We start from the raw sequence: 24185 nt of genomic DNA, 5'->3' as shown, positions 1-24185 counted from the left end.
GCCATGCCGCAGGAAGCCAGGAAAGAGTCGGTCCGCACGACCCGCGTGCTCGATATCGTGACGGTCGTGCTGCTCTCGGTGACCGCGGTGCTGACGGCGTGGTGCGGGTTCGAGGCCTCGAAATGGGGTGGCGAGATGTCCATCGCGTTCAGCCAGGCGTCCAGCGCCCGTGTGCAAGCCGCCTCCGCGCAGTCGACGGCGCAAGCCGCGCGCCAGTACGACCTCACGCTCTACACCGAGTGGGTGCTCGCCGGGGCCGAGGGACGCGACGACCTGGTCCGGTTCGTCGAGGAACGCTTCACCGAAGAGTTCGCCGTCGCGTTCGACGCGTGGACGGCCGAAGGTCGCACTGCCCGAGGACCCTTCGTGATGAACGAGTACGTCCCGCCGGGTTCGGTCGAGTCCGAAGAGCTGAGCGCCCGCGCCGACGCGAAGTTCGACGAGGCTCTCGCCAACAATCAGCGCGGCGACGACTACTCCCTCCTCACGGTGCTCTTCGCCCTCGTCCTGTTCTTCGCCGCTCTCTCGCAGCACCAGGCGGCTCCATGGCGGCGCTGGGTGTTCCTCGGCTTGAGCGGGGTCATCGTCATCGCGGGGATCGCGACGCTGCTGACCTTCCCCATCAAGATCTGACCTCACGGCCTGAATCTTTGACGAGGGCAACATCACCCAGAACGGGCGACGCCGGCGTTGACGGACCTCGATGCAGCTACCAGCCTCGACGTCGAAGCGACTTGCGTGGGCGGGTCGGAAATCGGAGGCTCAGGTGAGTGCGAACGAGGCAACATCCGCGATTGTGTCGCAGCAGAAGGCACTGCGCGAGCAGCTTCCGTTTGCAGACGAGACTGATTTCGAGAATGCTGACCGAGGGTTCATCGGGACACTCGACGATCCGAAGATTCGGGACGCCGCCGGCAAGGTGGTGTGGGACGCATCGACTTACGACTTTCTCTCCGGGGATGCGCCCGACACAGTGAACCTGAGCCTCTGGCGGCAGTCGAAGCTCGTGACCAAACATGGCTTGTTCGAGGTCGTACCCGGGCTCTATCAGATCCGCGGACTGGACCTCTCCGTGATGTCATTCGTCGAGGGCGACACTGGTGTGATCGTGATCGACCCCCTGATCTCGAAGGAGACCGCTGCAGCGGCGCTCGCTCTCTACCGCAGACACCGCGGGGAGCGACCGGTTACGGCCGTCATCCATACCCACTCACACATCGATCACTTCGGAGGGGTGCAAGGCATCGTTGAGGAGGCCGACGTGGAGGCCGGACGTGTGCAGATCGTCGTGCCGGAAGGCATGGTCGAGCACGCGGTTGCCGAGAACGTGTACGCGGGTACGGCGATGGGGCGCCGGGCCGGGTACATGTACGGCGCAGCGCTCGCGCGTGGCCCCAAAGGCGCAGTGGGTGCGGGGCTCGGCCAGACGACGTCGACCGGAGAAGCGACGTTGATCGCACCCACGCTGGAGATCACGACGACGGGCGAGAAGCACACGATCGACGGGATCGAGATCGAGTTCCAAATGGCGCCCGGCACGGAAGCTCCTAGCGAAATGCACTTCTACTTCGCTAAGTACCGCGCGCTGTGCATGGCAGAGAATGCGACGCACACACTCCACAACCTTCTGACCCTGCGAGGCGCCATCGTGCGCGACCCGCACATCTGGTCCAAGTACCTGACCGAGGCCATCGAGCGGTTTGGCGCTGACGTCGATGTCGTGTTCACTTCCCATCACTGGCCGACCTGGGGCAACGAACAGATTGGGGAGTTCCTCGGCCTGCAACGCGATCTCTACGCGTATCTCCACGATCAGACGCTGCGGCTTCTGAATCAGGGCTTGACCGGAGCGGAGATCGCCGAGGAGATACAGTTGCCCCCGGTTCTGGAGAACGCTTGGCATGCTCGCGGCTACTACGGGTCCGTGAGCCACAACGTGAAAGCCATCTACCAGCGATACATGGGATGGTTCGACGGAAACCCGGCACGCCTGTGGCCGCACCCGCCGAGGGCGCAAGCGATGCGCTACGTCGAAGCGATGGGCGGTATCGAGCAAGTCGTGAACCTGGCGCAGAAGGCGTTCGATGAGGGCGACTTCCGGTGGGCGGCGACGCTGCTCGATCACGCCGTTTTCACTGAACCAGACAACGCTGCTGTGAGGGCTCTGTACGCCGACACATTGGAACAGCTCGGCTATGGCGCGGAGAACGGAACCTGGAGGAACTTCTTCCTCTCAGGAGCAACAGAACTCCGTGAGGGCAATTTCGGCACGCCGACGGTCACGAATGCGCCCGCTATCGTCGCGCAGCTCACTCCCGAACAGCTTTTCGACGCGGTCGCGATCACCATCGATGGTCCCAAGGCGTGGGACCTCGACCTCGTCTTCGACGTGACACTCTCGGATCTGGAGAGGTCCTTCCACGTTTCCCTCCGCAACGGGGTCCTGGTGTACGTGGAGAAAACTCCTGACGGTGAGTCACCGCTACTTACGCTCTCGAAGGAGCGGTTGATCCGACTGGCCGCCGGCGACCGTGATCCCGACGGGATCGAAGGCACAGCCGGGCTCGCTGTCGTTGATCAGCTTCTGGGAGTGCTCTCACCGGGTGACGCGGCCTTCGAGATTGTTATCCCCTAGCGGCAGCCGGTCGAGACGAGTGATTCCACCGATGCACCCGCCGAATGCATGAAGTCCTGAATCCACTTTGCATTCATTTCGAGCGCCCCTCCTCCAAACCTCCACACCACCGCCACCGCCACTGCTCCACCCCCGACGGCGGGGCGGTCCCGGAGGGCGTCGCCGTGAACGTGCGGGGCCGCTCGTTCGCGATCATCGCGGACGTCGAGATCGGCGACGAACCGCAGGTGTGATCTTCGCCCACGGGTCACGGTTCGGCGGCCAGGCGCTTTTCGTCCAGGACGGACGACTACACGAATGTCTGCAACTCCCTCGGCAGCCCGCCGGAGCAGACTTTCGCGCCGGACAGGCTCACCGCAGGGAAACACTCCCTCGGCAGGGATCGCGGAGCAGTCCGCGCGAACCTCTTCGATCCGCGCGGACGATGCTCCCGGTTGCGGGTCGCCCGGCTATCCGAATTCGCGGAGCTCCGATGTCAGCTCACCGCCGGCATCGCCCGTGTTGACGGTGCCCTTCGGCTCGAAGAGGATCGCGTGGACCTCGTGGTCGGCACGCGGGCAGTGCTCGACGCCCTTCGGGACGACGAAGACATCGTTCGGTCCGAGCACGACATCGCGGTCGCGCAGCTGGATCGTCAGCTCTCCCTGCACCACCATGAAGAGCTCGTCGGTATCGGGGTGGGTGTGCCAGACGAACTCGCCGAGCAGTTTGACGACCTTGACGTCGTAGTCGTTGATGCTCGTCAATCGATGGGGCTGCCAGTGCTCGGTGATGCTCGCCAGCGCCGCCTGCACGTTCCGTGTGTCTTCGTCCACCCCGTCAGCCTAGGCCGCCGGGTTTCGCCGGTACTGTCGTCTGAGGGAGAACGGAGCCGGTCATGAACGCGGTCGACGCTGTCGGCACCATCGCCGAGGTCCTCTCGTGGATCGGCCTCGGCATCGGGCTCCCGCTGCTCGCGATCGTGCTCCTGGTGAAACTGCACGACGGCTCCTGGGTGCCGCACGAGGTGGTCATCGTCGAGGACGACGGCGGCCGGGCGCGAGCACGCTGGTTCGCCGCCGGTGACTTCTGGGAGCGTCCGCTGCGCGCGGAGGAATCGGTCCATTGGCACGGGAGGGAAGAAGCCGACGCGTTCCTCAGTGAACGGCACCCGAGCCTGATGCGGTTCGAACCCCGACGGCCCCTGCTGCATGCGTTCCAGGTGCTGGGGATCACGCTGGCCGGGGTCGGCGCGGCCTCCGTCATCCTGTCGATCGTGCTCCTCTTCCTCGGATGAGCGGATGCGGTGTCCGCTGATAGGGATCCCGGGCAGGATGGAGGCATGCCCGAATCCCCGCTCGCCTCCCGACCCTGGCTCGGCTCCTACGCGGAGGGTGTCCCCGCGGAGATCGCGGATCCGTCGCAGACTCTGCCCGAGATGCTGTCGGCGAGTGTGAGGTCGTTCGGGCGGCGCCCGGCGCTGGACTTCTTCGGAGCGGTCACGACCTATCGCGAGCTCGGGGAGCAGGTCGAGCGGGCGGCCGAGGGTCTGCGGCGCCTCGGCGTCGGCCACGGCGACCGGGTGGCGCTGGTGCTGCCCAACTGCCCTCAGCACGTGGTCGCCTTCTACGCGATCCTCCGGCTCGGCGCGATCGTGGTCGAGCACAACCCGCTCTACACCGCGCGCGAGCTGCGGCATCAGTTCGAGGATCACGGCGCCCGCGTCGCGGTCGTGTGGGACAAATCGGTCGACACGGTCGCCGGATTCCCCGCCGATGTCAGGGTCGAGCACATCGTGAGCGTCGACATCACCACGGCGATGCCGCTGTCGAAGCGCCTCGCGCTCCGCCTGCCCCTGCCCCGGGCCCGCGAGGCCAGGGCGAAGCTCACCGGCGCCCCGAAGGCGCGGCACCTGATCGCGTGGAAGAGCCTCGCCGATCACCGACGCCTCTCCCGACGGGTGGCGGGACCGGGCCTGGAAGACATCGCCCTGCTGCAGTACACGAGCGGGACGACGGGTGTCCCGAAGGGAGCGATCCTCACGCACGCGAATCTCCGTGCCAACGCGATGCAGGGGCGGGCGTGGGTGCCGGGTCTCGTCGACGGCGAGGAGACGTTCTACGGCGTGCTGCCGCTGTTCCACGCCTACGGCATGACCCTGTGCCTCACCTTCGCGATGAGCATCGGCGCGCGACTCGTCCTCTTCCCGACGTTCGACCTGGGATTGGTCACCGCGGCGGCGCGTACGACGCCGCCCACGTTCCTTCCCGCCGTGCCGCCGATCTACGACGCGCTCGCACGTGCGGCCGCCCGCGGGACCATCGATCTCTCGACGGTCCGCTTCGCGATCTCCGGCGCCATGAGCCTTCCGGTCGCCACGGTGAAGCGCTGGGAGGAGGCGACCGGCGGTCTGCTCGTCGAGGGCTACGGCATGACCGAGAGCTCACCGGTCGCGCTGGGCAACCCGATGGGCCCGACGCGTCGCCCCGGCACCGTCGGGGTGCCCTTCCCGAGCACGGAGATCCGCGTCGTCGACCCGGCCGACCCTGCGGTCGACCTGCCCGCCGGCGAGCCCGGAGAGCTCCTCATCCGCGGACCGCAGGTCTTCCAGGGGTACTGGGGGCGTCCGGGCGAGACGGCAGATGCCCTGCTGCCGGACGGCTGGCTCCGATCCGGCGACATCGCCCAGGTCTCCTCCGATGGGTTCGTGAGCATCGTCGACCGCCTCAAGGAGCTCATCATCACCGGCGGGTTCAACGTGTCTCCCAGTGAGGTGGAAGACGCGCTGGTCGCCCATCCCGATGTCGTCGCCGCGGCGGTCGTCGGCCTGCCGCGACCCCACGGCGGAGAGGAGGTCGCCGCCGCCGTGGTGCTCCGCGACGGTGCGGCCCTCGACGTGGATGCGCTGCGCGATTTCTGCCGCACCCGGCTCACCCCCTACAAGGTGCCTCGCCGGATCACCGCGGTCGACGACCTCCCCCGGTCGCTCATCGGCAAGGTGCTGCGTCGTCAGGTGCGCGACCGCCTGCTCGCCGACCGCTGACCTCTCGACCCACCCATCAGTTCAGACGTGACGAGCACGAAGCATCTCGGAGCGACGCCCATGTGATCGCCGTTGGTCCTTCAGTTGCCCATCTCCGCCTGGATCCGCCGATCGAGGTCGTCGAGCTCCGCGAGCAGTTCGGCGGCGACCCAGACACGGTCCCGCTTGCGACCGGTGATCTCTTGCACGAATCCTGCCGCTTCGAGCTGGGCGATGGCCTTGTAAGCCTGTTGTTCCGACGAACCTGAGCGCTGCTCGATCTCGCCTGCTGCCATGACGGGGTGATCGTAGAACCCGGGAATCAGCGCGGCGACCGCAGAACCGGCCCGCGGGCGCAGCTCGTTCGCCCACTCGTCCGGAAGACCTTTGATGCGGGCGATGGATTCGCGCGAGCACGAAGCCGCTGCACGAGCCGCCCGGGCGAACAGGGCAATGAGCGGCGACGGCTCACCCAGTCGATAGTCGCCGAGCGCGGCGAAGTACTCGTCCCGTTTGGCGAGAAGCCCGCTCGCCAGGGGAACGACGGCGTTGACGGCAGCGCCACGGCGACGAAGCACGGCTGACACGAGAGCGCGGCCGAGACGACCGTTGCCATCCGTGAACGCATGGATGGACTCGAACTGCGCATGTCCGATCGCCGCCTGCACCATCACCGGGATATCGTCTCGGTTGAGGAAAGTGATCAGGTCGTCCATCAACGCGGCGACTCGTTGCGGCGCCGGTGGCACGTGAAGCGCACCTCGCGGTGAGTGGTCGCTTCCCCCGATCCAGTTCTGCATGTCACGCAAACGACCGGCATACGCCGCTTCGACGGGATCGTCCTTCATCAAGTCGTGATGAGCGATGAGAAGATCCTCGACCGCGAACCGACCTCGGTCGCCGACTCCGGCGACGAGGCCATGCAGCGCCGTGCTCGCCGCCACCATGCTCGTGGCCGACGCGTTCGAACGGTTGCCGGCCAGCGCCCTGGCGTAGTCGGTCGCGCTGGCGGTGATCCGCTCGATCTTCGACGACGCGACGGATTCTGTGTGCATCATGAATCGGCTCAGCGCCGCCGAATGCCCCTCTGCGTCGGTATCCGCTTGCGCGATAGCAAGCAGAGCACCCTCCGAGGCGACGACCGTCGCCGTGGGAGTGGCGAAGTCGAGACCCGCGATCATCGGAGGGATCGTGGCGTCGACGGATGCCAGCGTCCGATCCTCCCGAGTGCCGCCACGGACCTGTTGGCGCCACGGAAGCGTCTCCACGGTATGTGCCGGCCACCCGGTTCCCGGCGTACGTGCATCAGTGTCCACAAAGACGAGTATTGCACTCGTTACTAAGGTTTATATCTATTAAAGACGAGTAATATCGGACTGTTCGCGCTTCTGCTCCCCCCGCCGACGGAAACTTCGTCGCGCGCACCTCCCTGAACCGGGCTCGGCTAACGTCCGGCCGCCGCCGGCCGACAGTCACCCCCGACAGCCCAGGACGGGCCGTCGGGTCCGTGCTCCCCGGAACACGGACGGATCTTTCCAGGATGGAGCCCATGATCGTCCTCACGCGCCTGAACCGTTCGCGGTTCGCGGTGAACCCCGACCTGATCGAACGTGTCCAGGCCACGCCGGACACGACGCTCATCATGGTCGACGGTGCGACCTTCGTCGTCACCGAGACGATGGATGACGTGATCGCGCAGATCACCCGGTTCCGCGCCGGAGTGCTCGCCACGGCCGCCGCTCTGATCAGCACCGCCGGATCGGATTCCGCCGCCCCCGATGCCGAGGTCGGTCTCTGATGGATCCGTCTCTCATCCTCGGACTGGTCCTCGCGTTCGGCGCACTGATCGCCATGATCAACCTCGAGGGCGCCACCATCGGATCGCTGCTGATCCCCGCCCCGATGGTGCTGGTCTTCGGAGCCACGATCGCCGTCGGCATCGCGAGCGGCACGGTGCGCGATGCGCTGCATGCGGTCAAGTCGCTCCCCCGCGCCTTCCGCGGCGAGCGCCGCACCGCGTCGAGCATGATCGACACGGTGGTCGGCTACGCCGAGAAGGCGCGCGCCGAAGGGCTCCTCGCCCTCGAGCAGGGACTCGAGGACGAGAAGGACCCGTTCCTGCGCCAGGCACTGCAGAGCATCGCGGACGGGACCGACGCCGAAGACCTGCGAACACTGCTGGAGGATGAGCTCACCTCGACCGCCGCCCGCAACCGCACCGCCTCACGCTTCTACATGACGCTCGGTGGCTTCGCGCCCACGGTCGGCATCATCGGTACCGTCGTCTCCCTCACGCACGTGCTGGAGAAGCTCGACAAGCCCGACACTCTCGGTCCCATGATCGCGACAGCGTTCGTCGCGACGCTGTGGGGTCTGCTCTCCGCCAACTTCATCTGGCTGCCCATCGGCGGACGCCTCCAGCGTCTCGGCGAGCTCGAGCTCGAACGCATGACCGTGCTCATGGAGGGCATGCTCGCGATCCAGGCCGGCGCACCGCCGCAGTTCGTCGGCGAGCGCCTGCGAGCCCTCGTGTCCGAACGCTCCTCCGCCCGCTCCGGCCGGAAGGCCCGCACCCGAGCAGCCGAGGAGACGGAGCAGGCGTCATGAGCGTCCGTGCCCGTCGCCGCGTGCCGCAGGAGGAGCACAGCGGTCCGGACGAGCGGTGGATGGCGTCCTACATGGACATGGTCACGGTGCTGATGTGCATGTTCATCGTGCTGTTCGCGATGTCGACCGTCGACCAGGAGAAGTTCGAGGCTCTCAGCGCCTCCCTCGCGACCGGCTTCGGGCAGGAGCCCTCGGACGAGATCGACGCCACGACAGGCGTGGTCGTGCCTCCCGAACTGGTCGATGAGAAGGGCGAGGACTTCGCCGACATCGACCTCGCCGCTGCGCAGACCGAATTCAACGAGCTGTCGGCGCTGCGCGAGCGCCTGCGTCAGGTGCTCGCCCAGAACGGTCTCGAAGCCGACGTCACCTTCACGATCGATGAGCGCGGCCTCACGATCGGCCTCGTGAGTGCCGAGACCTTCTTCGACACGAACAGCACGACGCTCAGTGCGAAAGCGCTCCTCGTCCTCGACGCGCTCGGCTCGGTGCTGGTCACCACCGCCAACGAGATCTCGGTCGAGGGTCACGCCGACGTGCGCGGATCGGTCGCCCCGTACCCCACGAACTGGGAGCTGTCCGCCGGACGCTCCACCCAGGTGCTGCGGCACCTCGTCGAGGCCTCGGGGTTGCCGCCCGCGCACCTGAAGTCGGTCGGGTTCGGCGACACGAGGCCGGTCGCCCCAGGCGAATCCCCCGATGCCCTGGCCCAGAACCGACGGGTCGACATCGTCGTCCTCTCCGATGCGAACGAGGAGGTGCGCGCGCTCATCCCCCAGGCACAGGCGGGAAAGCCGTCGTCCTGACCCGCCTTCTCACCTAACGCACGCCGTTCACCGCCCGATAGTCCGGTTCGTGGTGATCGAGGACAGCGTGCGCTCCGACGTGCGCGCGGGAACGGCGACGAAGAGCGCCGACGTCGAGGTGTACGACTTCGGCCGTTCGGCGACCCTCTCGCGCGAGCACACCCGCGCCCTGGAACTGGCCTTCGAGACCTTCTCCCGCCAATGGTCCGCGCAGCTCTCGGCGAAGATCCACGTGCGCGCCACCATCGCGGTCGAGCACGTCGGCATGATGACATACGGCGAGTACGCCCAGTCGCTGCCGACGACGACCACGATGATCGTGTGCGCCCTGCCCGACTCGGAAGAGCGCCTCATCGTGCAGCTGCCGACCTCCGCCGCGACCGCCTGGATCGTGCAGATGGTGGGCGGACGAGCTTCCGCAGCCTCAGAGGACCGCACGTTCACCCCGATCGAGCAGGCCCTGATCCGCTCGCTGATCGTCGACGCGATCGACCACCTCACCGGTGCGCTCGACGGTCTTCTCCCCACCGGGGTCGCCTTCAGCGGCATCCAGTACAGCTCGCAGTTCGCCCAGGTGGCGGCATCCGGCGAACCCGTCATCGTCGCACGGTTCTCGATGCGGCTCGCCGGTCGCACCGTGCCGTCGAGCGTGATGCTGCCGGCCTCCGTGCTCGCCGGTTTCACCGTGCGTCCGTCCGACGACGAGCGCACCGCGGCACCCGCCCGGATCCGTCGCCAGGTCGAGATCGCCCCGGTCGAAATCGCGCTGCGACTCGCACCGCGAGCCGTGCTGCCCCGCGAGGTCCTGGATCTGTCCGTCGGCGACGTCATCGCGTTCCCGCACTCCGCCGATCGTCCGATGGTCCTCTCCGTCGGTGATCAGACCGTCGCCACGGCGGCCGTCGGCAGTGCCGGAGCGCGCCTGGCCTGCGTCGTCACCACCACCGTCCCCGATCCCGCTTTCGCCGAGGAGCCCGCGTGACCAGCACCACCACCTACGAGTCCGCCGTCGCCGCCGCCTTCGCCGCATCGTTGCCGACCGCCTCCCCTCTCGTCGCACGCGCCTCGCAGGTCTCCGGCGACACCGGCGACGCCCTGGTCGTGCAGTTCGTCGGTGAGGCGAGCGCGCAGTTGGCGGTGCAGCTGTTCGAGCCCGAGATCCTGGTCGACGGCCTCGGCGGCACGCCCCTGGCCGACCGGCTGCGCGATGCACTGGAGAGCGCGACCAGCGCGCTCGGTGCCGGTGCCCTCGGCGCAGGCACGGTCGGCGATGCCTCTTCCCTCTTCGCCGACCCGGCCGTGCAGCTCTTCGACCTCCAGGACGACGCCGACCACACGGTCGGCCGGCTCGCCGTCGTCGTGACGCGTGCGCCCGCCGGTGCCTCCTCGTCCTCGCGGCGGCTGCACCGCATCGCGGGCGTCGAGATGGAGCTCACCGTCGAGATCGGGCGCACCAGGATGGCGGTGCGCGATGTGCTCGATCTGGAACCGGGACGCATCGTCGAGCTCGATCGCTCCGCCGGCGCTCCGGCCGACATCAAGCTCAACGGACGCATCATCGCGCACGGCGAGGTCGTCGTCGTCGACCAGGACTATGCGGTGCGGATCACCCGCATCCTCGAGAACGTCGAGGCCTGACCCTGGACGACCTCCTGCTCGGCCTACGGGTCGTGCTCTCGCTCGCCGCAGTGCTCGGGGTGCTGTGGTTCCTGCAGCGACGCGTCGCACGCACGCAGGCGCGTCGCCGCGACAGCGAGGCGATCACGGTGCTCGGGCGCCAGGGGGTCGGCCCGAAGGCGCAGATCGTCGTGATCCAGACGGAGGACGCCCGGTACGTGCTCGGCGTCACCGAGCACGGCGTGAACGTCGTCGACCGGCTGCCGGTCAGACCCGCAGACGAGCCGGAGGAGACCGCACGGTCGACGTGGTCGGCGACGACGTCAGAGGCGGCGTCCGACGCGGAGGAGTTCGACCGCATCCTCGCCGCCACCGCCCTGACCGAATCGGCGGCCGGCCCTCCCGTGACGCCGGCGCCGCAACGCCGGGTGCGTCACCGGAACGACCCGCTGCGTGGCTCCATCCTCTCCCCCGAAACCTGGCGGCAGACCGCCGAGGCCATCCGGCGCACCCGATGAGCATCGCCCGTGGGGTCGTCGACGGGCGCGCGCTGCGGCGAATCGCGCTGATCCTCGCCGCGGCCGCGGTGCTGGTCGTCGTGATGACGCTCCTGTCGGGCACGGCCGCCCACGCACAGGTGACCCCGGACGACCCGGGCGAGGGCGTCACGATCGACATCAACGGCGTCGACGGCGGTCCGTCGGGCTCGATCCTGACCCTGCTGGGCATCACCCTGCTCTCGGTCGCCCCCGCGCTCCTGCTGATGATGTCGTCGTTCACGAAGATCTTCGTGGTGCTGGCGATGACCAGGAACGCCCTCTCGCTGCCGACCATCCCGCCCAACCAGGTGCTGGCCGGCCTGTCGCTCTTCCTGTCGCTGTTCATCATGTGGCCGGTGCTCACCGAGATCAACACGGTGGCGGTGCAGCCCTACATCGACGGCACGCTCACCTTCACGCAGGCCATCGACGTCGGCCAGCTGCCTCTGCAGGAGTGGATGCTCCGCTTCACGCGCGAAGAGGACCTCGCCCTGATGACGCGGATGGCGGGTCAGCCCAACCCCGAGGATCCCTCGAGCGTCCCGATGTACACGCTCATCCCCGCGTTCATGATCTCCGAGCTGCGGGCCGCGTTCATCATCGGCTTCGTGATCTTCGTCCCGTTCCTGGTCATCGACCTCGTCGTGGCCGCGGCGCTGATGTCGATGGGCATGATGATGCTCCCGCCCGTGATGATCTCCCTGCCGTTCAAGATCCTGCTGTTCATCCTCGTCGACGGCTGGGGGCTCATCATCCGGGCGCTGCTCGAGAGTTACGGAGGGGTGGGATGAGTCCCGAAGCCGTCATCGACATCGGAACGCAGGGGCTGCTCATCGCGGCGAAACTCGCCGCGCCCGTGCTGGTCACCGCCCTCGTGGTGGGCTTCGCCATCTCGCTGCTGCAGTCGATCACGCAGGTGCAGGAGGTGACGCTGTCGTTCGTGCCGAAGATCGTCGCCGTCGGGATCGCCCTGCTCATCGCGGGCAACTGGATGATCGCGGAGATGATCGCCTTCACGAACGAGATGTTCGCCCGTATCCCCTCGCTGCTGAGCGGATGACGACGTGTACATCCCTATCGACTTCGCCTGGCTGGAAGCCACGATGCTCACCGCCGTGCGCATCACGGCCTTCATCATGATCGCCCCGCCGTTCTCGTACGGGGCGATTCCGGTGCGGGTGAAGGCGATGCTCGCGATCGGGCTCTCCCTCGCGGTGGGCACGGCCGTGGCCCCCGGCTACGTGAACCTCGACACCGGCCCGTTCCTCGGGGCCCTCGTTCTGCAGCTGGTCACCGGTGCCCTGCTCGGCTTCCTCGTGCTGTTGTGCTTCTCGGCGCTGCAGGCGGCCGGCAGCCTGATCGACGTGTTCGGCGGGTTCCAGCTCGCTCAGGCCTTCGACCCGCACTCGCTCGTGAACGGCGCCCAGTTCACCCGGCTCTTCCACCTGACCGCGCTGACGCTGCTGTTCGCGTCCGGCGGGTATCAGCTGATCCTGGCCGGGCTCGCCCGCAGCTTCGAGGCCGTGCCCGTCGACGGCATGTTCCAGGCGGCGGGACCCGCAGAGCTCCTCGTCGACGGGGTCTCGCAGATGGTGCTCGCCGCCGTGCAGATCGCCGGGCCCCTGGTGCTCGTGCTGTTCCTCGCCGATGTCGGGCTGGGACTCATCACCCGCGTCGCTCCCGCGCTGAACGCGTTCGCGATGGGCTTCCCGGTCAAGATCCTGCTGACGCTGCTGCTCGCGGGCGCCGTCTACGCCGTCCTCCCCGGCATCGTCGATTCCCTCGCCGCGCAGGCCCTGCGCATGATGCAGGGGGTGCACGAATGAGCGGCACGGACAGCGGCGAACGCAGCGAGAAGGCGACGGACAAGCACCTCAGCGAGGCCCGCAAGAAGGGGCGGCTGTCACGCAGCCAGGATCTGACCGCCTGGCTGGGGATCGGCGCGGCGGCCGTCACGATGCCGGCCGCCATCGCCCTGGGGGCTTCGGCGGGAACCGAGCAGCTGCTCACGCTGACGTCCCTGGTCGATGCTCCGACACCGCAGGCGGCTCTGGCGGCCCTCGGGCGCGGTCTCGCCTCCGTGCTCCCGACGCTCACCGTGATGCTGGCCGCGGTCGCGATCGTCACCCTGATCGGCGCGGTCATCCAGGGCGGGGTGCATCTCAAGCCGCTCACCGGCCGTTTCGAACAGTTCAACCTCGTCACCGGGATCCGCCGGGTGTTCGGCATGCAGGCCCTCTGGGAGGGCGCCAAGGCCCTCATGAAGACCGCGGCCATCGGCATCGCCCTCTGGTTCGTGATCGCGAGCCTGATGCCCGTGCTGACCGCGAGCGGCGCGCACTCGATCTCCCGCCTGCTCGGCACCGCGAGCGAGGGCACGACCGCGCTGCTGCAGACCGCGATCGGGGTCGGCCTGGCCCTCGCCGCGATCGACATGTTCGTGGTGATGCGCCGCAACCGCAAGCACACACGCATGACCAAGCGCGAGATCCGCGACGAGAACAAGAACTCCGAAGGCGATCCGCTGATCCGCCAGCAGCGACGTTCGCGTCAGCTCGCCGTCAGCCGCAACCGCATGATCGCGGCCGTCGCCGGCTCCGACGTCGTCGTGGTCAACCCGACGCACATCGCGATCGCCCTGCGTTACGAGCCCGGCCGCGCCGCCCCCAAGGTCGTCGCCAAGGGCAGCGGGGTGATCGCCGAGCGCATCCGCGACGAGGCCGTGCGCGCCGGTGTGCCGCTGGTGCGCGAGATCACCCTCGCCCGGGCCCTGCACGCCGCATGCGAGCTGGGCCAGGAGATCCCCGAAGACCTGTACAACGCCGTGGCACGCGTGCTCGTGTTCGTCGACTCGCTGCGACGACGCGGGGCCGCCCGCGGCATCCACTCCCTTCCCTACCGGAGGACCGCATGAGACAGCTGCTTCCCAAGCTCGGGGTGCCGATCGGCGTCGTGGGCATCATCATGCTCCTCGTCGTGCCGGTGCCGCCGTTCCTGCTCGACATCCTCATCATCCTGAACATCATGTTCGCGCTCGTGATCCTGCTCACGTCGATGTTCGTCAAGAAGCCGCTCGATTTCTCGGTCTTCCCCTCGCTGCTGCTCGTGGCAACGCTGTTCCGGTTGGGACTGAACGTCGCCTCGACCCGTCTGGTGCTCGGCGAGGCGTACGCGGGGCAGGTGATCGAGGCGTTCGGCGCCATCGCGGTCGGCGGCTCGCTCATCATCGGCGCCGTCGTGTTCCTCATCCTGGTCGTCATCCAGTTCGTCGTGGTGACGAAGGGCGCAGAGCGCGTCGCCGAGGTCGGTGCACGATTCACGCTCGATGCGATGCCCGGCAAGCAGATGGCCATCGACGCCGATCTCAACGCCGGACTCATCACCGATGCAGAGGCGCGCGAGCGTCGCGCCGAGGTCGCTGCCGAGGCCGACTTCTACGGAGCGATGGACGGTGCGTCCAAGTTCGTGAAGGGCGACGCGATCGCCGGTCTCGTCATCATCATCATCAACATCGTGGGCGGCATCGCCATCGGCATCGTGCAGCACGGCATGACGATCGACGAGGCCGTGAGCACCTACAGCCTGCTCACGATCGGTGACGGTCTGGTCACGCAGATCCCGGCGCTGCTGATGGCGGTCTCCACCGGCATGATCGTGACCCGTTCCACAGCGGAGGCGGAGATGGGGACGGCGGCATCCGCCCAGCTCGGCCAATCCCGCAACGCGCTCATCATCGCCGGCTGCGCCGCGATCATCATGTCGCTCATCCCGCACATGCCGATGCTGCCGTTCGTCGCGATCGGCGCCCTCCTCCTCCTCATCGCCCAGCGCATCAAGGCGACCCAGAAGCGCGAGGAGGCGGCCGCCGCCGCGCAGAGCCCCTCCGCCGCCCCGGCCGACCAGCCCGAGGAACTCATCGAGAAGATGCGCGTGCATCCGCTCGAGATCCTCCTGGCCCCCGACATCATCGATCTGGTCACCGGCGGACCCGACGATCTGCTCGCGCGTGTGAAGGCCCTCCGACGCCGGATCGCCCTCGATCTCGGGCTCATCGCGCCGCCCGTCCGCACCCGCGACAGCATCGAGCTGCCGCAGGCGACCTACGTCATCCGCATCGCCGGTGTCGAGACCGGCCGCGGCACGGCGCCGGTGGGTTCCGTGCTCGCCCTCGGGCAGGGGCTGGACAGCCTCCCCGGCACCGCGACGCTCGACCCGGTCTTCGGGCTCGAAGGCAAGTGGATCCCGATGGAGATGCGCCACAGCGCCGAGTTCGCCGGTGCGACCGTGATCGACAGGGCGAGCGTGATCATCACGCACCTGTCCAGTGTGATCCACGCCCATGCCGCACGCCTGCTCAGCCGCGAAGACGTGCGCCAGCTCACGGACGCCCTCAAACAGGTCTCCCCCGCTGCCGTCGAGGAGCTCACGCCCGCGCTGATGTCCCTGGCCGAGGTCCAGCGCGTCCTGCAGGGCCTCCTCGCCGAACGGGTGCCGATCAACGACCTCAGCCGCATCTATGAGGCGCTCGCCCTGCGCGCCAGGGTCTCCACCGACCCCGAGGGCCTGATCGAAGCCGCACGGGCCGCGCTCGGCCCCGCGATCGCCGCCCGGTTCGCGGATGCCGGCACCCTGCGCGTGGTGATGATCAACCCGATGCTCGAACAGGCGATGCTCGAGAGCCTGCGCCCGGGCGACGACGGCAGCCAGATCGTGTTCGATCCACAGCGCATGGAGGCGGTGGTGGATTCCGTGAAGCAGGCCGTCGCCTCGGTGCACGAGGGCGGCGAGCCGGTGCTGGTGTGCGCACCGTCGCTGCGGCCGGCCGTGCGACGCCTCGTCTCGGCGCAGACGGACGGCCTCCCTGTGCTCTCGTACACCGAGGCGACCGCGGCCGCCCTCACGATCGAGACCGTCGGTGTCGTACGAGACATCCCCACGCCGTCGGTCGGCGTCGTCCCCGCAGCACTAGGCTGAACGAATGCTGGTTTTGACGAGGCGGATCGGTGAGAGCGTGCGCATCGACGGCGACATCGAGATCACGCTGCTCGAGATCAAGGGCGACAGCGTGCGGATCGGCGTGAAGGCACCGCGCGAGACGCGCATCCAGCGCACCGAGATCATCGAGGCGGTCGTCGCCGAGAACGTGTCCGCGGCCGCGGAGACCGATGCCGAGGCCGAAGGAGCGATCGCCGCCGCCCTCGCCCGCGGCCGGGAATCCCGCCCCGCCTAGCCGGACATCTCCTCAGGCCGACGTGAGATCCGCCGCGGTGGCGCGCTTCCACTGATCGCCGCCGGCATCCCGCGCCCTGACCGCTGCTCTGCCCGCCGCGGCGACGAGGGCGTCGTAGTCGTAACCGACGACCGAGGCGGTCGCCCAGCCGATGCTCGCCGAGGATCGGATCCCGGTGACCGCCGTCTCCCTGTCGATCACCGAGATGCGGGTCAGGATCCCCCGCAGGTGGTGCCGGACCGACTCGTCGCCACCGCGGATGACGACGATCGCGCGACCGTCGGCGACCCGATCGGCGTCGGCCGACGCGGGGAGCCCCTCCTGGATGTCGTGATGGAAACGGTCGACGATCATGGCGAACGCGGAACCCGTCGACGCCTCCCGGAGGTCGGCCGGATCGTCGAGCCGGATGTCGAGGACCGACCACGGCAGGTCGTTCTGCGCCTCGGCCTTGCGGAGCCGGCGACGGGCGCGGTCGGCGATGTCATCGGCGTCCCTCGTCTTCTGCTCCGAACGCACCAGCAGCACCAGGGTGAACGCCGCGCACGTGCTCACCACCACCGTGCCGACGGCATTCATACCGCGCAGTGCGCTCAACTGCGCCTCGGTGCCGGCGCCACCGGAGACCAGGGCGGACACGGCGCTCACGACCGCCACCACGACGAAGCCGCATGAAGCGAGGGCCAGCGGCAGCACGATGTCCCTGACGGCCGGCCTGTCCCGCAGCAGCTCGTAGGCCACCAGGCCTGCGAAGACGGCGCTCCCGAGGAAGACGAGCTGGAACGAGGGCAGATACCAGACGCTGCCGGCCGTGGCCACCAGGAGCGTGGGAGAGACCAGGATGAAGACGACGACCGGCCACCAGCGCGCTCGCCGACCGAGGTGCATCCGCAGGCCGATCCAGACCAGAGGTTCGAAGCAGAGCATCAACGCGGAAGCGGCCCCGCGCAACACCGGTTCTTCGGTCTGCTGGCCCGCGAGCCAGAGGTACGCCGCCAGCATCCCCAGGCCGAAGGCCGCTCCCCAGGTCACCGTCGCCCTGGACGGACGGGCGAGGGTGCACAGGCCCACGACCATCACCGTGAGCACGGTGACGACGGCCACCATGCTCGTCGTGATGTCGACGTTGACGGGGACGAGCGGGTTCATGTCTGCATCTCTTCCGGGGAACGCGGCGGGAAGCGGAGTGTCACCCGGGTGCCGACCCCGATCTCGCTGGAGACGTCGATGCTGCCCTCATGCGCGGCGACGATCTCGCGCACGATCCCCATTCCCAGTCCCGTGCCGCTGATGCCGGCACGCACGGCGCTCTCGGTCCGGAAGTAGGGCTCGAACACACGCGACAGATCCTCCGGGGTCATCCCGAAACCGTCGTCGACGATCGTGACCTCCGCCTGACCCGTCGTGGCCGCCCCGAGACCGATATCGATGCGCCCTCCCGCAGGGGTGTACTTGGCCGCGTTGCTGAGGAGGTTGTCGAGCACCTGCCGCAGCCGGAAGGGATCGCCCGAGATCACCAGGCGTGCGGCGCCGCCGATCCCGAGTTCCTGTCTGTTGCCGGCGATGACGGGTGCGTACGAGGCGGCCGCAGCCTCGACCACCTCGCGCAGATCGACCGGCGCGAACGGCTCCTGCGCGGAGCGGCTCGTCTGCTGCAGGATGCTCGAGACCAGGTCCTGCATCCGCTCACCCGCGTGCGCGATGATCTCGAGCTGCGCCGGCACGCGTCCCGGCAGGTCGTCGCGCTCGCGGAGCAGGTCGACGTGACCGAGGATCGCGGTGAGCGGATTGCGCAGTTCATGGGAGACGACCGCATTGAAGGTGCGTCGTTCCTCGTCGACTTCGAGCAGCGCCGTCACGTCGTCGATCACGACGAGCGTGATGTCCTCGCCCTCTCCCGCGGTGGCCATCGGCTGTGTGCTCACCTCGAGCGCACGCCACTGTCCCGTGCCGTCGAACAGCCACACCCGCTCCGCCTGCAGCCGCTCGCCACCTGCGGCTCGGGCGAGCGAGGTGCGCGATGGCGGAAGCGCCGTGCCACGCCGCGCGTCGTACTCGACCGCGGCCGAGGGCAGAGCAGCACCGAAGCGATCACGACCGTAGAGCGTGCGGTAGGCGTCGTTCATCTGCAGGACGCGCCCACCGGTCGTCACGACCACGAGCGCCACGCTCAGCGCGTCGACGATCTGCGTGACGCGTCGCTGGTTCGCCTCCGCCCGCTCGGCGGCGCGGTTGACCTGCTCGGAGCGTCGCTGCAGGAGGCGGCGCGCGGCGCGGGAGCGCTGTGCGCCGATGCGGACCGTCACCCCGAGGAAGCCCAGAGTGATCACGAGGGTGAGCAGCCGCAGCAGGATGTCGGCCGGGGTGCCGCTCTGATCGGCGAACAGCACGAGTGTGGCGCTGATGAAGGCGATGCCTCCGAGCACCCAGGGCATCGTGAAGTAGCTGGCCAGCCACACGACGGGAAAGACCCAGAGGAACCCGAGGCGGAGGTCGGGCGCGTTGGTCGTGAAGCCCACGGCGAGCGCGTCCAGGAGCGGCACGACGGTCGCGGCGGTGCGCGGGAGCCGGTGCCACGGCAGCGCCAGGGTCATGAGCGTGGTGACGATCACGAGACCGACGCCGGCGACCACCAGTGGATTGGCGAAGGTCTGCGGCTTGAACGCGGTGATCATCACGACGATCGCCACGATGCTCCCGGTGAAGACGAGTTGCCAGCGCCAGATAGACACAGTGCGGACCATCAGCGCTCACCCTCCCCCTCGAACCTCAGCTTTGCCGCAAGATTACTCAAAGATCGATGCAGCCCGCTCTTCAGGCGGCCTCGCACCCCTAGCATTCTGAGTGGGGGCCGATACTGCGACTGGGGAACAACGCAGACGCTGGGGCCACGCGAGTGGGGATTCGCAGGCAACCGGGGCCGTGGTTGGGGAACCACGGCCCCGCCCCGCGGCATTCACGGACCATCGGCCGGCGTGAGGCGATAGCCGACGCCACGCACCGTCTCGATGTAGCGCGGCCGCGTCGTGCTGTCGCCGAGCTTGCGCCGCAGATTGGCGATATGGGTCTCTATCGCCCGTTTGTCCGGCTCGCTCACGTACTCGTTCGAGCCCTCGGGTGCCCCGCGCAGCCCACGCGCGAGATCGGCTTTGCTGCGCACGCGGAGCCCGGCCTCGAGCAGCATCGCGAGCAGGTCGAACTCGGTCGGCGTGAGGTCGATGCGCCGCTGCCCGATCAGGACCATCCGCGTGTCGAGGTCGAGGCTGAGATCCCGGTGGACACGGCCCCGCCAGGTGAGGACGGTGGCACCGTCGGCCGCCGGGTCGGGCTCGACCGCCGCTCGTCCGGTGTCCGGGAGCCGGGGAAGCAGGGAGCGGGGTTCGGAAGGGCGGGGGTCCGAGGGACGGGGATCGGCGACGCGGGGGCGCCGCAGCAGCGCCTCGATGCGCGCACGCAGCTCGCGCGGACGGAACGGCTTCACCAGATACTCGTCTGCGCCGGACGTGAGACCGAGGACCACGTCGGACTCCTCGGAGAGCGCGGAGAGCATGATGATGAAGGTGTCGCTGATCCGCCGGATGCGTCGTGCGACCTCGAAGCCGTCGATGCCGGGGAGATTGATGTCGAGCGTCGTGATCACCGGGTGGTGCTGCTCGATGGCCGCGAGCCCCTCCAACCCGGAACCGGTGAGGATCGTCTCGAAACCGGCGGCGAGGAACACCTCGTCCAGGAGGGATCGCACGTCGGGGTCGTCCTCGACGATCACGGCGACGAGAGCGCGATCCACGGTCGGGGTCATGCGATGCTCTCTCGCACGATCGTGACGATCCTCGGCGCGTCGGCGTCGAGCTCCGACGGGTCCAGATCGGAGGATCCGACCGGGCGCTCCACCTCGACATCCCACCACGAGTCGGCCAGCTCCTCGGCCATACCGCGTCCCCACTCCACCACGACGACCGATCGCTCGAGGTCGAGATCGAGGTCGTCGAGCTCCGCGGCGGAACCGAGCCGGTAGGCGTCGACATGCACGAGTGGCGCACCGCCGACCAGCGAGGGATGCGTGCGAGCTATGACGAAGGTCGGACTCTGCACGGGACCGCGCACTCCGAGCCCCTCGGCGAGGCCGCGGGTGAACGTGGTCTTCCCCGCGCCGAGCGGGCCCGTCAGCACGAGCAGGTCGCCGGCTTCCAGCTGTTCCCCGATCCGCACGCCCAACTGCTCCATCGCGTCGGCGGTCGCGATCTCTCGTCGACCGAGGAACGCAGGGTCCACGCTCACGAGGTCCGCCGGGGCACGCGCGGACCGATGCGGGTGACGATCTCGTAGTTGATGGTGTCGGCGGCATCCGCCCAGTCCGTCGCGGACGGTACGCCGAGGGTGGGATCGCCGAACAGGACCACCTCATCGCCGATCGAGACCGGAGCGTCGCCGACGTCGACGACGAACTGATCCATCGCGATGCGTCCCACATTCACGAACCGGCGTCCACCGATCGAGACCGGGAGCTTTCCCGATGCGTTCCGCGGCACCCCGTCCGCGTATCCGAGAGGCACCAGGACCAACGTCGTGTCGCGATCGGTGCGATGGTCGTAGCCGTAGGAGACGCCGGTTCCGGCGGGCACCCTGCGGACGGCGGCGATCGCGCCGCGGAGCGTCATCGCCGGGCGCAGACCGAGCTGCGCGGAGCTGCGGTCGTCGAACGGCGAGAGGCCGAAGAGTCCGACGCCGATGCGCACCGCGTCGAGGCGCATCTCCGGCAGGTCGATGGCGGCGGCCGTCGCAGCGATGTGCCGGATCTCGGGGCGGATGCCGAAAGCCGCCGCCGCGGCGACGCCTTCCTCGAACTTCGCGAGCGCGGCTCTGTCGTCGTCGGCCGACGTGTTGGAGAGGTGGCTGAACAGCCCGACGATGCGCAGGCGTCCGATGCGCTCGAGGCGCGCGGCCTCGGCCAGCACGCGGCCCCAGTCGGCGGGGGCGATGCCGTTGCGCGACAGCCCCGTCTCGAACTTCAGGTGCACGCCGACCGGACGGTCGACGGCGGCGGCAGCTCCGGCCGCCTCGAGCTGGTCGAACGACGAGATCCCCACCTCGATGTCCTGCGCGGCGGCGTGCTCGAATCGTTCCCCCGGCGCGTGCAGCCACGCCATGATCGGTGCACGCACGCCCTGTCGGCGCAGTTCGAGCGCCTCGGGGATCTCGGCGACGCCGACGCGGGTGGCGCCGGCGGAGAGCGCCGCGACGGCTGCCGCTGCTGCGCCATGGCCGTAGGCATTGGCCTTCACGATGGCGATCACCTCGACCCCGGTGAGTCGGCGGAAGTGCCGCACGTTGTCGGCGATCGCGTCGAGATCGATGGTCGCTTCGCGGAACGGGACGGTCACAGCGGTGCTCCTTCGGCGACGACGAACGCCGCGGCGAGACCGGCGTCGTGGGTGAGTGTCAGATGCAACGTCAGGATGCCGCGTTCCTCGACGACGGCGGCCGTCGAGCCGGAGAGCACGAAGTGCGGGCGACCCGACGGCTCCGACGCGATCTCGATCTCGGTCCAGTGCACGCCGTCCGAGCCACCGAGCGCCTTGATCAGCGCCTCCTTGGCCGCGTAGCGGGCGGCGAGGGAGGGAAGGCGGAGGGTGCGCTCCGACGGGGCGAAGAGCCGTTCGCGCAATCGCGGCGTCCGTGCCATCGTCCGCTCGAATCGCGGGATGTCCACGAGGTCGATGCCGGTACCGATGATCACTCGTTCAGCCTACCCAGCCTGCTTCCGGTCGAGATCGCCCAAATGGCTCCGTTTCCGTGGAAACGAAGCCATTCGGGTACCTCGAAGAAGCTCTACTCGACCGTGACGGACTTGGCGAGGTTGCGCGGCTGGTCGACGTCGAGGCCCTTCGCCGTGGCCAGCGCCATCGCGAAGATCTGCAGCGGCACGACCGCGAGCAGCGGCTCGAACATCGCTCCGGCGAGCGGGATGTGGATGACCTCGTCGGCGAACGGCAGCACGGCGGCGTCGCCTTCCTCGGCGATCACGATCACCCGGGCACCGCGCGCGCGGATCTCCTGGATGTTCGAGACGACCTTGGAGTGCACGAGTGCGGAGTGACGCGGGGAGGGAACCAGCACGAACACCGGCTGCCCGGGCTCGATCAGTGCGATCGGTCCGTGCTTGAGCTCGCCGGCGGCGAAGCCCTCGGCGTGGATGTAGGAGATCTCCTTGAGCTTGAGAGCACCTTCGAGGGCGATCGGGTACCCGACGTGGCGGCCCAGGAACAGCACCGAACGGGTGTCTGCCATCCACCTGGCGAGCTGGGTGACGTGCTCCTGCTCGCGCTCGAGCACCTGGGCGATCTTCTCCGGAAGAGCGGCGAGCTCGGCGACGTCGACCGAGGCGTCGGCGACGGCGCCGCGCACCCGGCCCATGTGCAGGCCCAGCAGCAGGAGCGCGGTGATCTGCGCGGAGAACGCTTTGGTCGAGGCCACGGCGACCTCGGGGCCGGCATGGGTGTACACAACGGCATCCGACTCGCGTGGGATCGTGGCGCCCTGCGTGTTGCAGATCGACAGGGTGCGCGCACCGCGTTCCCTGGCGTACTTCACGGCCATCAGGGTGTCCATGGTCTCGCCCGACTGGCTGATCGACACGACGAGGGTGTCGGCGCCGATCACGGGGTCGCGGTAGCGGAACTCGTGGGCGAGCTCGACGTCGACGGCCACACGTGCCCACTGCTCGATCGCGTACTTGCCCACCAACGCCGCGTAGGACGCGGTGCCACAGGCGGTGATGATGACGCGGTTGATGCCCACGAAGAGCTCGTCCAGTCCGTCGAGCTCGGGGATGACGACCTGACCGTCGTGGATGCGTCCGCGCAGGGTGTTGGCGACGGCCTCGGGCTGTTCTGCGACCTCCTTGGCCATGAAGCTCGACCATCCGCCCTTCTCGGCGGCGGCGGCATCCCAGGACACGTCGAACGGCTCTGGCTCGACGGGCGTGCCGGCGAAGTCCATCACGGTGACCGCGTCGGGGGTGATCGAGACGATCTGGTCCTGGCCGATCGCGAGCGCCTTGCGCGTGTGCTCGATGAATGCGGCGACGTCGGAGCCGAGGAAGTTCTCACCCTCGCCGAGTCCGATCACGAGCGGGGAGTTGCGGCGAGCGCCGACCACGAGACCGGGGTGGTCCTGGTGCATCGCCAGCAGCGTGAATGCGCCTTCGAGGCGGTTCACGACGCTGCGGAAGGCCAGCTGCAGGTCCCCGCCGTTGCCCGCGTACTCCCGTCCGAGGAGTGCCGCGGCGACCTCGGTGTCGGTCTCGCTGCGGAACACCACGCCGTCGGCGAGGAGCTCGTCGCGCAGCGCGGAGAAGTTCTCGATGATGCCGTTGTGGATGACCGCGAGCCTGTCGTCATCGGCGAGGTGCGGGTGGGCGTTGCCGTCCGTCGGACCGCCGTGCGTCGCCCATCGGGTGTGCCCGATGCCGGTCGAGCCGTCGGGGAGGGGCGCATCGGCGAGTGATTCGCGCAGCACGGCGAGCTTTCCGGCCTTCTTGCGCATACCGAGCGATCCGTCGCCGTCGATGACAGCGACCCCGGCCGAGTCGTATCCGCGGTACTCCAGGCGAGCGAGGCCTGCGAGAAGGATGTCCTGGCTGGGGCGCGGGCCCACGTATCCGACGATTCCACACATGCGATCAAGAGTAAGGCGAGATTTTTGCGAGTCGTCCGTACATTCTTTCGCCCCGTCGGGGGCGCGCGCGATG

25 protein-coding genes are annotated in these 24185 nt (G+C 68.5%); 16 read left to right on the top strand and 9 right to left on the bottom strand.

Annotated features, from left to right (window positions below; genetic code table 11):
• Nucleotides 1-3: 3 nt before the first annotated feature.
• A complete protein-coding gene (locus B2869_RS06495; protein WP_021198943.1) occupies nucleotides 4-633 on the top strand; it encodes a hypothetical protein in 630 nt (209 codons plus the stop codon).
• A gap of 133 nt (nucleotides 634-766) precedes the next feature.
• Nucleotides 767-2635, top strand: coding sequence for an alkyl/aryl-sulfatase (locus tag B2869_RS06490; protein WP_292764051.1), 1869 nt, complete (start codon nucleotides 767-769; stop codon nucleotides 2633-2635).
• Nucleotides 2636-3084: 449 nt separating this feature from the next.
• Here the strand turns inward: B2869_RS06490 and B2869_RS06485 are convergent, their stop codons facing one another.
• Nucleotides 3085-3450 (bottom strand): cupin domain-containing protein, encoded by a 366-nt coding sequence (locus tag B2869_RS06485; protein WP_292764048.1) that lies wholly within the window; start codon nucleotides 3448-3450, stop codon nucleotides 3085-3087.
• 62 nt (nucleotides 3451-3512) lie between these two features.
• Between B2869_RS06485 and B2869_RS06480 the strand changes: the two genes are divergently transcribed.
• Together B2869_RS06480 and B2869_RS06475 are read left to right on the top strand one after the other, a co-directional pair.
• Nucleotides 3513-3911, top strand: a complete 399-nt coding sequence (locus tag B2869_RS06480) for a hypothetical protein (protein WP_021198946.1) — start codon at nucleotides 3513-3515, stop codon at nucleotides 3909-3911.
• 45 nt (nucleotides 3912-3956) lie between these two features.
• Nucleotides 3957-5657 (top strand): long-chain-fatty-acid--CoA ligase, encoded by a 1701-nt coding sequence (locus B2869_RS06475; protein WP_292764042.1) that lies wholly within the window; start codon nucleotides 3957-3959, stop codon nucleotides 5655-5657.
• Nucleotides 5658-5737: 80 nt separating this feature from the next.
• Here the strand turns inward: B2869_RS06475 and B2869_RS06470 are convergent, their stop codons facing one another.
• Nucleotides 5738-6952: a Fic family protein gene (locus B2869_RS06470; RefSeq protein ID WP_292764039.1), complete on the bottom strand. Its 1215-nt coding sequence runs from the start codon at nucleotides 6950-6952 to the stop codon at nucleotides 5738-5740.
• A 233-nt stretch (nucleotides 6953-7185) separates the two neighbouring features.
• Between B2869_RS06470 and B2869_RS06465 the strand changes: the two genes are divergently transcribed.
• From B2869_RS06465 to csrA, 12 genes are read left to right on the top strand one after another with little or no spacing between them, the layout of a single operon-like run.
• Complete coding sequence (locus B2869_RS06465) at nucleotides 7186-7434, top strand: flagellar FlbD family protein (protein WP_021198949.1); 249 nt, start codon at nucleotides 7186-7188, stop codon at nucleotides 7432-7434.
• On the top strand, nucleotides 7434-8243 hold the full coding sequence (locus tag B2869_RS06460; RefSeq protein WP_021198950.1) for a motility protein A: 810 nt from the start codon (nucleotides 7434-7436) through the stop codon (nucleotides 8241-8243). The genes B2869_RS06465 and B2869_RS06460 overlap by 1 nt, the downstream gene beginning before the upstream one ends.
• A complete protein-coding gene (locus B2869_RS06455) occupies nucleotides 8240-9049 on the top strand; it encodes an OmpA/MotB family protein (RefSeq protein ID WP_292764031.1) in 810 nt (269 codons plus the stop codon). The genes B2869_RS06460 and B2869_RS06455 overlap by 4 nt, the downstream gene beginning before the upstream one ends.
• Before the next feature lie 49 nt (nucleotides 9050-9098).
• Nucleotides 9099-10031, top strand: coding sequence for a flagellar motor switch protein FliM (locus B2869_RS06450; RefSeq protein ID WP_292764028.1), 933 nt, complete (start codon nucleotides 9099-9101; stop codon nucleotides 10029-10031).
• Nucleotides 10028-10687 (top strand): flagellar motor switch protein FliN, encoded by a 660-nt coding sequence (fliN, locus tag B2869_RS06445; protein WP_021198953.1) that lies wholly within the window; start codon nucleotides 10028-10030, stop codon nucleotides 10685-10687. Before B2869_RS06450 ends, fliN begins: the two co-directional genes overlap by 4 nt.
• A 32-nt stretch (nucleotides 10688-10719) precedes the next feature.
• Nucleotides 10720-11184, top strand: coding sequence for a FliO/MopB family protein (locus B2869_RS06440; protein ID WP_021198954.1), 465 nt, complete (start codon nucleotides 10720-10722; stop codon nucleotides 11182-11184).
• Complete coding sequence (fliP, locus tag B2869_RS06435) at nucleotides 11181-11996, top strand: flagellar type III secretion system pore protein FliP (RefSeq protein ID WP_292764023.1); 816 nt, start codon at nucleotides 11181-11183, stop codon at nucleotides 11994-11996. Before B2869_RS06440 ends, fliP begins: the two co-directional genes overlap by 4 nt.
• Nucleotides 11993-12265: a flagellar biosynthesis protein FliQ gene (gene fliQ / locus B2869_RS06430; protein WP_021198956.1), complete on the top strand. Its 273-nt coding sequence runs from the start codon at nucleotides 11993-11995 to the stop codon at nucleotides 12263-12265. Before fliP ends, fliQ begins: the two co-directional genes overlap by 4 nt.
• A gap of 4 nt (nucleotides 12266-12269) precedes the next feature.
• A complete protein-coding gene (locus tag B2869_RS06425) occupies nucleotides 12270-13031 on the top strand; it encodes a flagellar biosynthetic protein FliR (RefSeq protein WP_021198957.1) in 762 nt (253 codons plus the stop codon).
• On the top strand, nucleotides 13028-14119 hold the full coding sequence (locus B2869_RS06420) for an EscU/YscU/HrcU family type III secretion system export apparatus switch protein (RefSeq protein WP_021198958.1): 1092 nt from the start codon (nucleotides 13028-13030) through the stop codon (nucleotides 14117-14119). Before B2869_RS06425 ends, B2869_RS06420 begins: the two co-directional genes overlap by 4 nt.
• Nucleotides 14116-16179, top strand: a complete 2064-nt coding sequence (locus B2869_RS06415) for a flagellar biosynthesis protein FlhA (protein WP_292764015.1) — start codon at nucleotides 14116-14118, stop codon at nucleotides 16177-16179. The genes B2869_RS06420 and B2869_RS06415 overlap by 4 nt, the downstream gene beginning before the upstream one ends.
• Nucleotides 16180-16183: 4 nt before the next feature.
• Nucleotides 16184-16435, top strand: a complete 252-nt coding sequence (gene csrA, locus B2869_RS06410; RefSeq protein WP_029258637.1) for a carbon storage regulator CsrA — start codon at nucleotides 16184-16186, stop codon at nucleotides 16433-16435.
• A gap of 12 nt (nucleotides 16436-16447) precedes the next feature.
• On the opposite strand, the gene B2869_RS06405 is transcribed toward csrA, so the two are convergent.
• From B2869_RS06405 to glmS, 7 genes are all read right to left on the bottom strand, one after another.
• Nucleotides 16448-17584: a hypothetical protein gene (locus B2869_RS06405; RefSeq protein ID WP_292764010.1), complete on the bottom strand. Its 1137-nt coding sequence runs from the start codon at nucleotides 17582-17584 to the stop codon at nucleotides 16448-16450.
• Nucleotides 17581-19179: a sensor histidine kinase gene (locus tag B2869_RS06400; protein ID WP_292764007.1), complete on the bottom strand. Its 1599-nt coding sequence runs from the start codon at nucleotides 19177-19179 to the stop codon at nucleotides 17581-17583. The genes B2869_RS06405 and B2869_RS06400 overlap by 4 nt, the downstream gene beginning before the upstream one ends.
• A gap of 212 nt (nucleotides 19180-19391) precedes the next feature.
• The gene (locus B2869_RS06395) at nucleotides 19392-20234 is read right to left on the bottom strand and encodes a response regulator transcription factor (protein WP_292764004.1); all 843 of its coding nucleotides are present in this window, start codon (nucleotides 20232-20234) and stop codon (nucleotides 19392-19394) included.
• On the bottom strand, nucleotides 20231-20713 hold the full coding sequence (gene tsaE / locus B2869_RS06390) for a tRNA (adenosine(37)-N6)-threonylcarbamoyltransferase complex ATPase subunit type 1 TsaE (RefSeq protein WP_373695402.1): 483 nt from the start codon (nucleotides 20711-20713) through the stop codon (nucleotides 20231-20233). The genes B2869_RS06395 and tsaE overlap by 4 nt, the downstream gene beginning before the upstream one ends.
• Entirely contained in the window at nucleotides 20710-21816 is a 1107-nt protein-coding gene (alr, locus tag B2869_RS06385) for an alanine racemase (protein WP_292764001.1), read from the bottom strand. The genes tsaE and alr overlap by 4 nt, the downstream gene beginning before the upstream one ends.
• Entirely contained in the window at nucleotides 21813-22172 is a 360-nt protein-coding gene (locus B2869_RS06380) for a holo-ACP synthase (protein WP_029258643.1), read from the bottom strand. The genes alr and B2869_RS06380 overlap by 4 nt, the downstream gene beginning before the upstream one ends.
• Nucleotides 22173-22264: 92 nt before the next feature.
• Nucleotides 22265-24112, bottom strand: a complete 1848-nt coding sequence (gene glmS / locus B2869_RS06375) for a glutamine--fructose-6-phosphate transaminase (isomerizing) (RefSeq protein WP_292763997.1) — start codon at nucleotides 24110-24112, stop codon at nucleotides 22265-22267.
• Nucleotides 24113-24185 lie beyond the last annotated feature (73 nt).

The organism is Microbacterium sp. UBA3486 (genome assembly GCF_002377845.1).
Classification (GTDB): Bacteria; Actinomycetota; Actinomycetes; order Actinomycetales; family Microbacteriaceae; genus Microbacterium; species Microbacterium maritypicum_A.
Note: the sequence above shows the minus strand (reverse complement) of the source record. Positions and strands in the feature narration are given on the sequence as shown.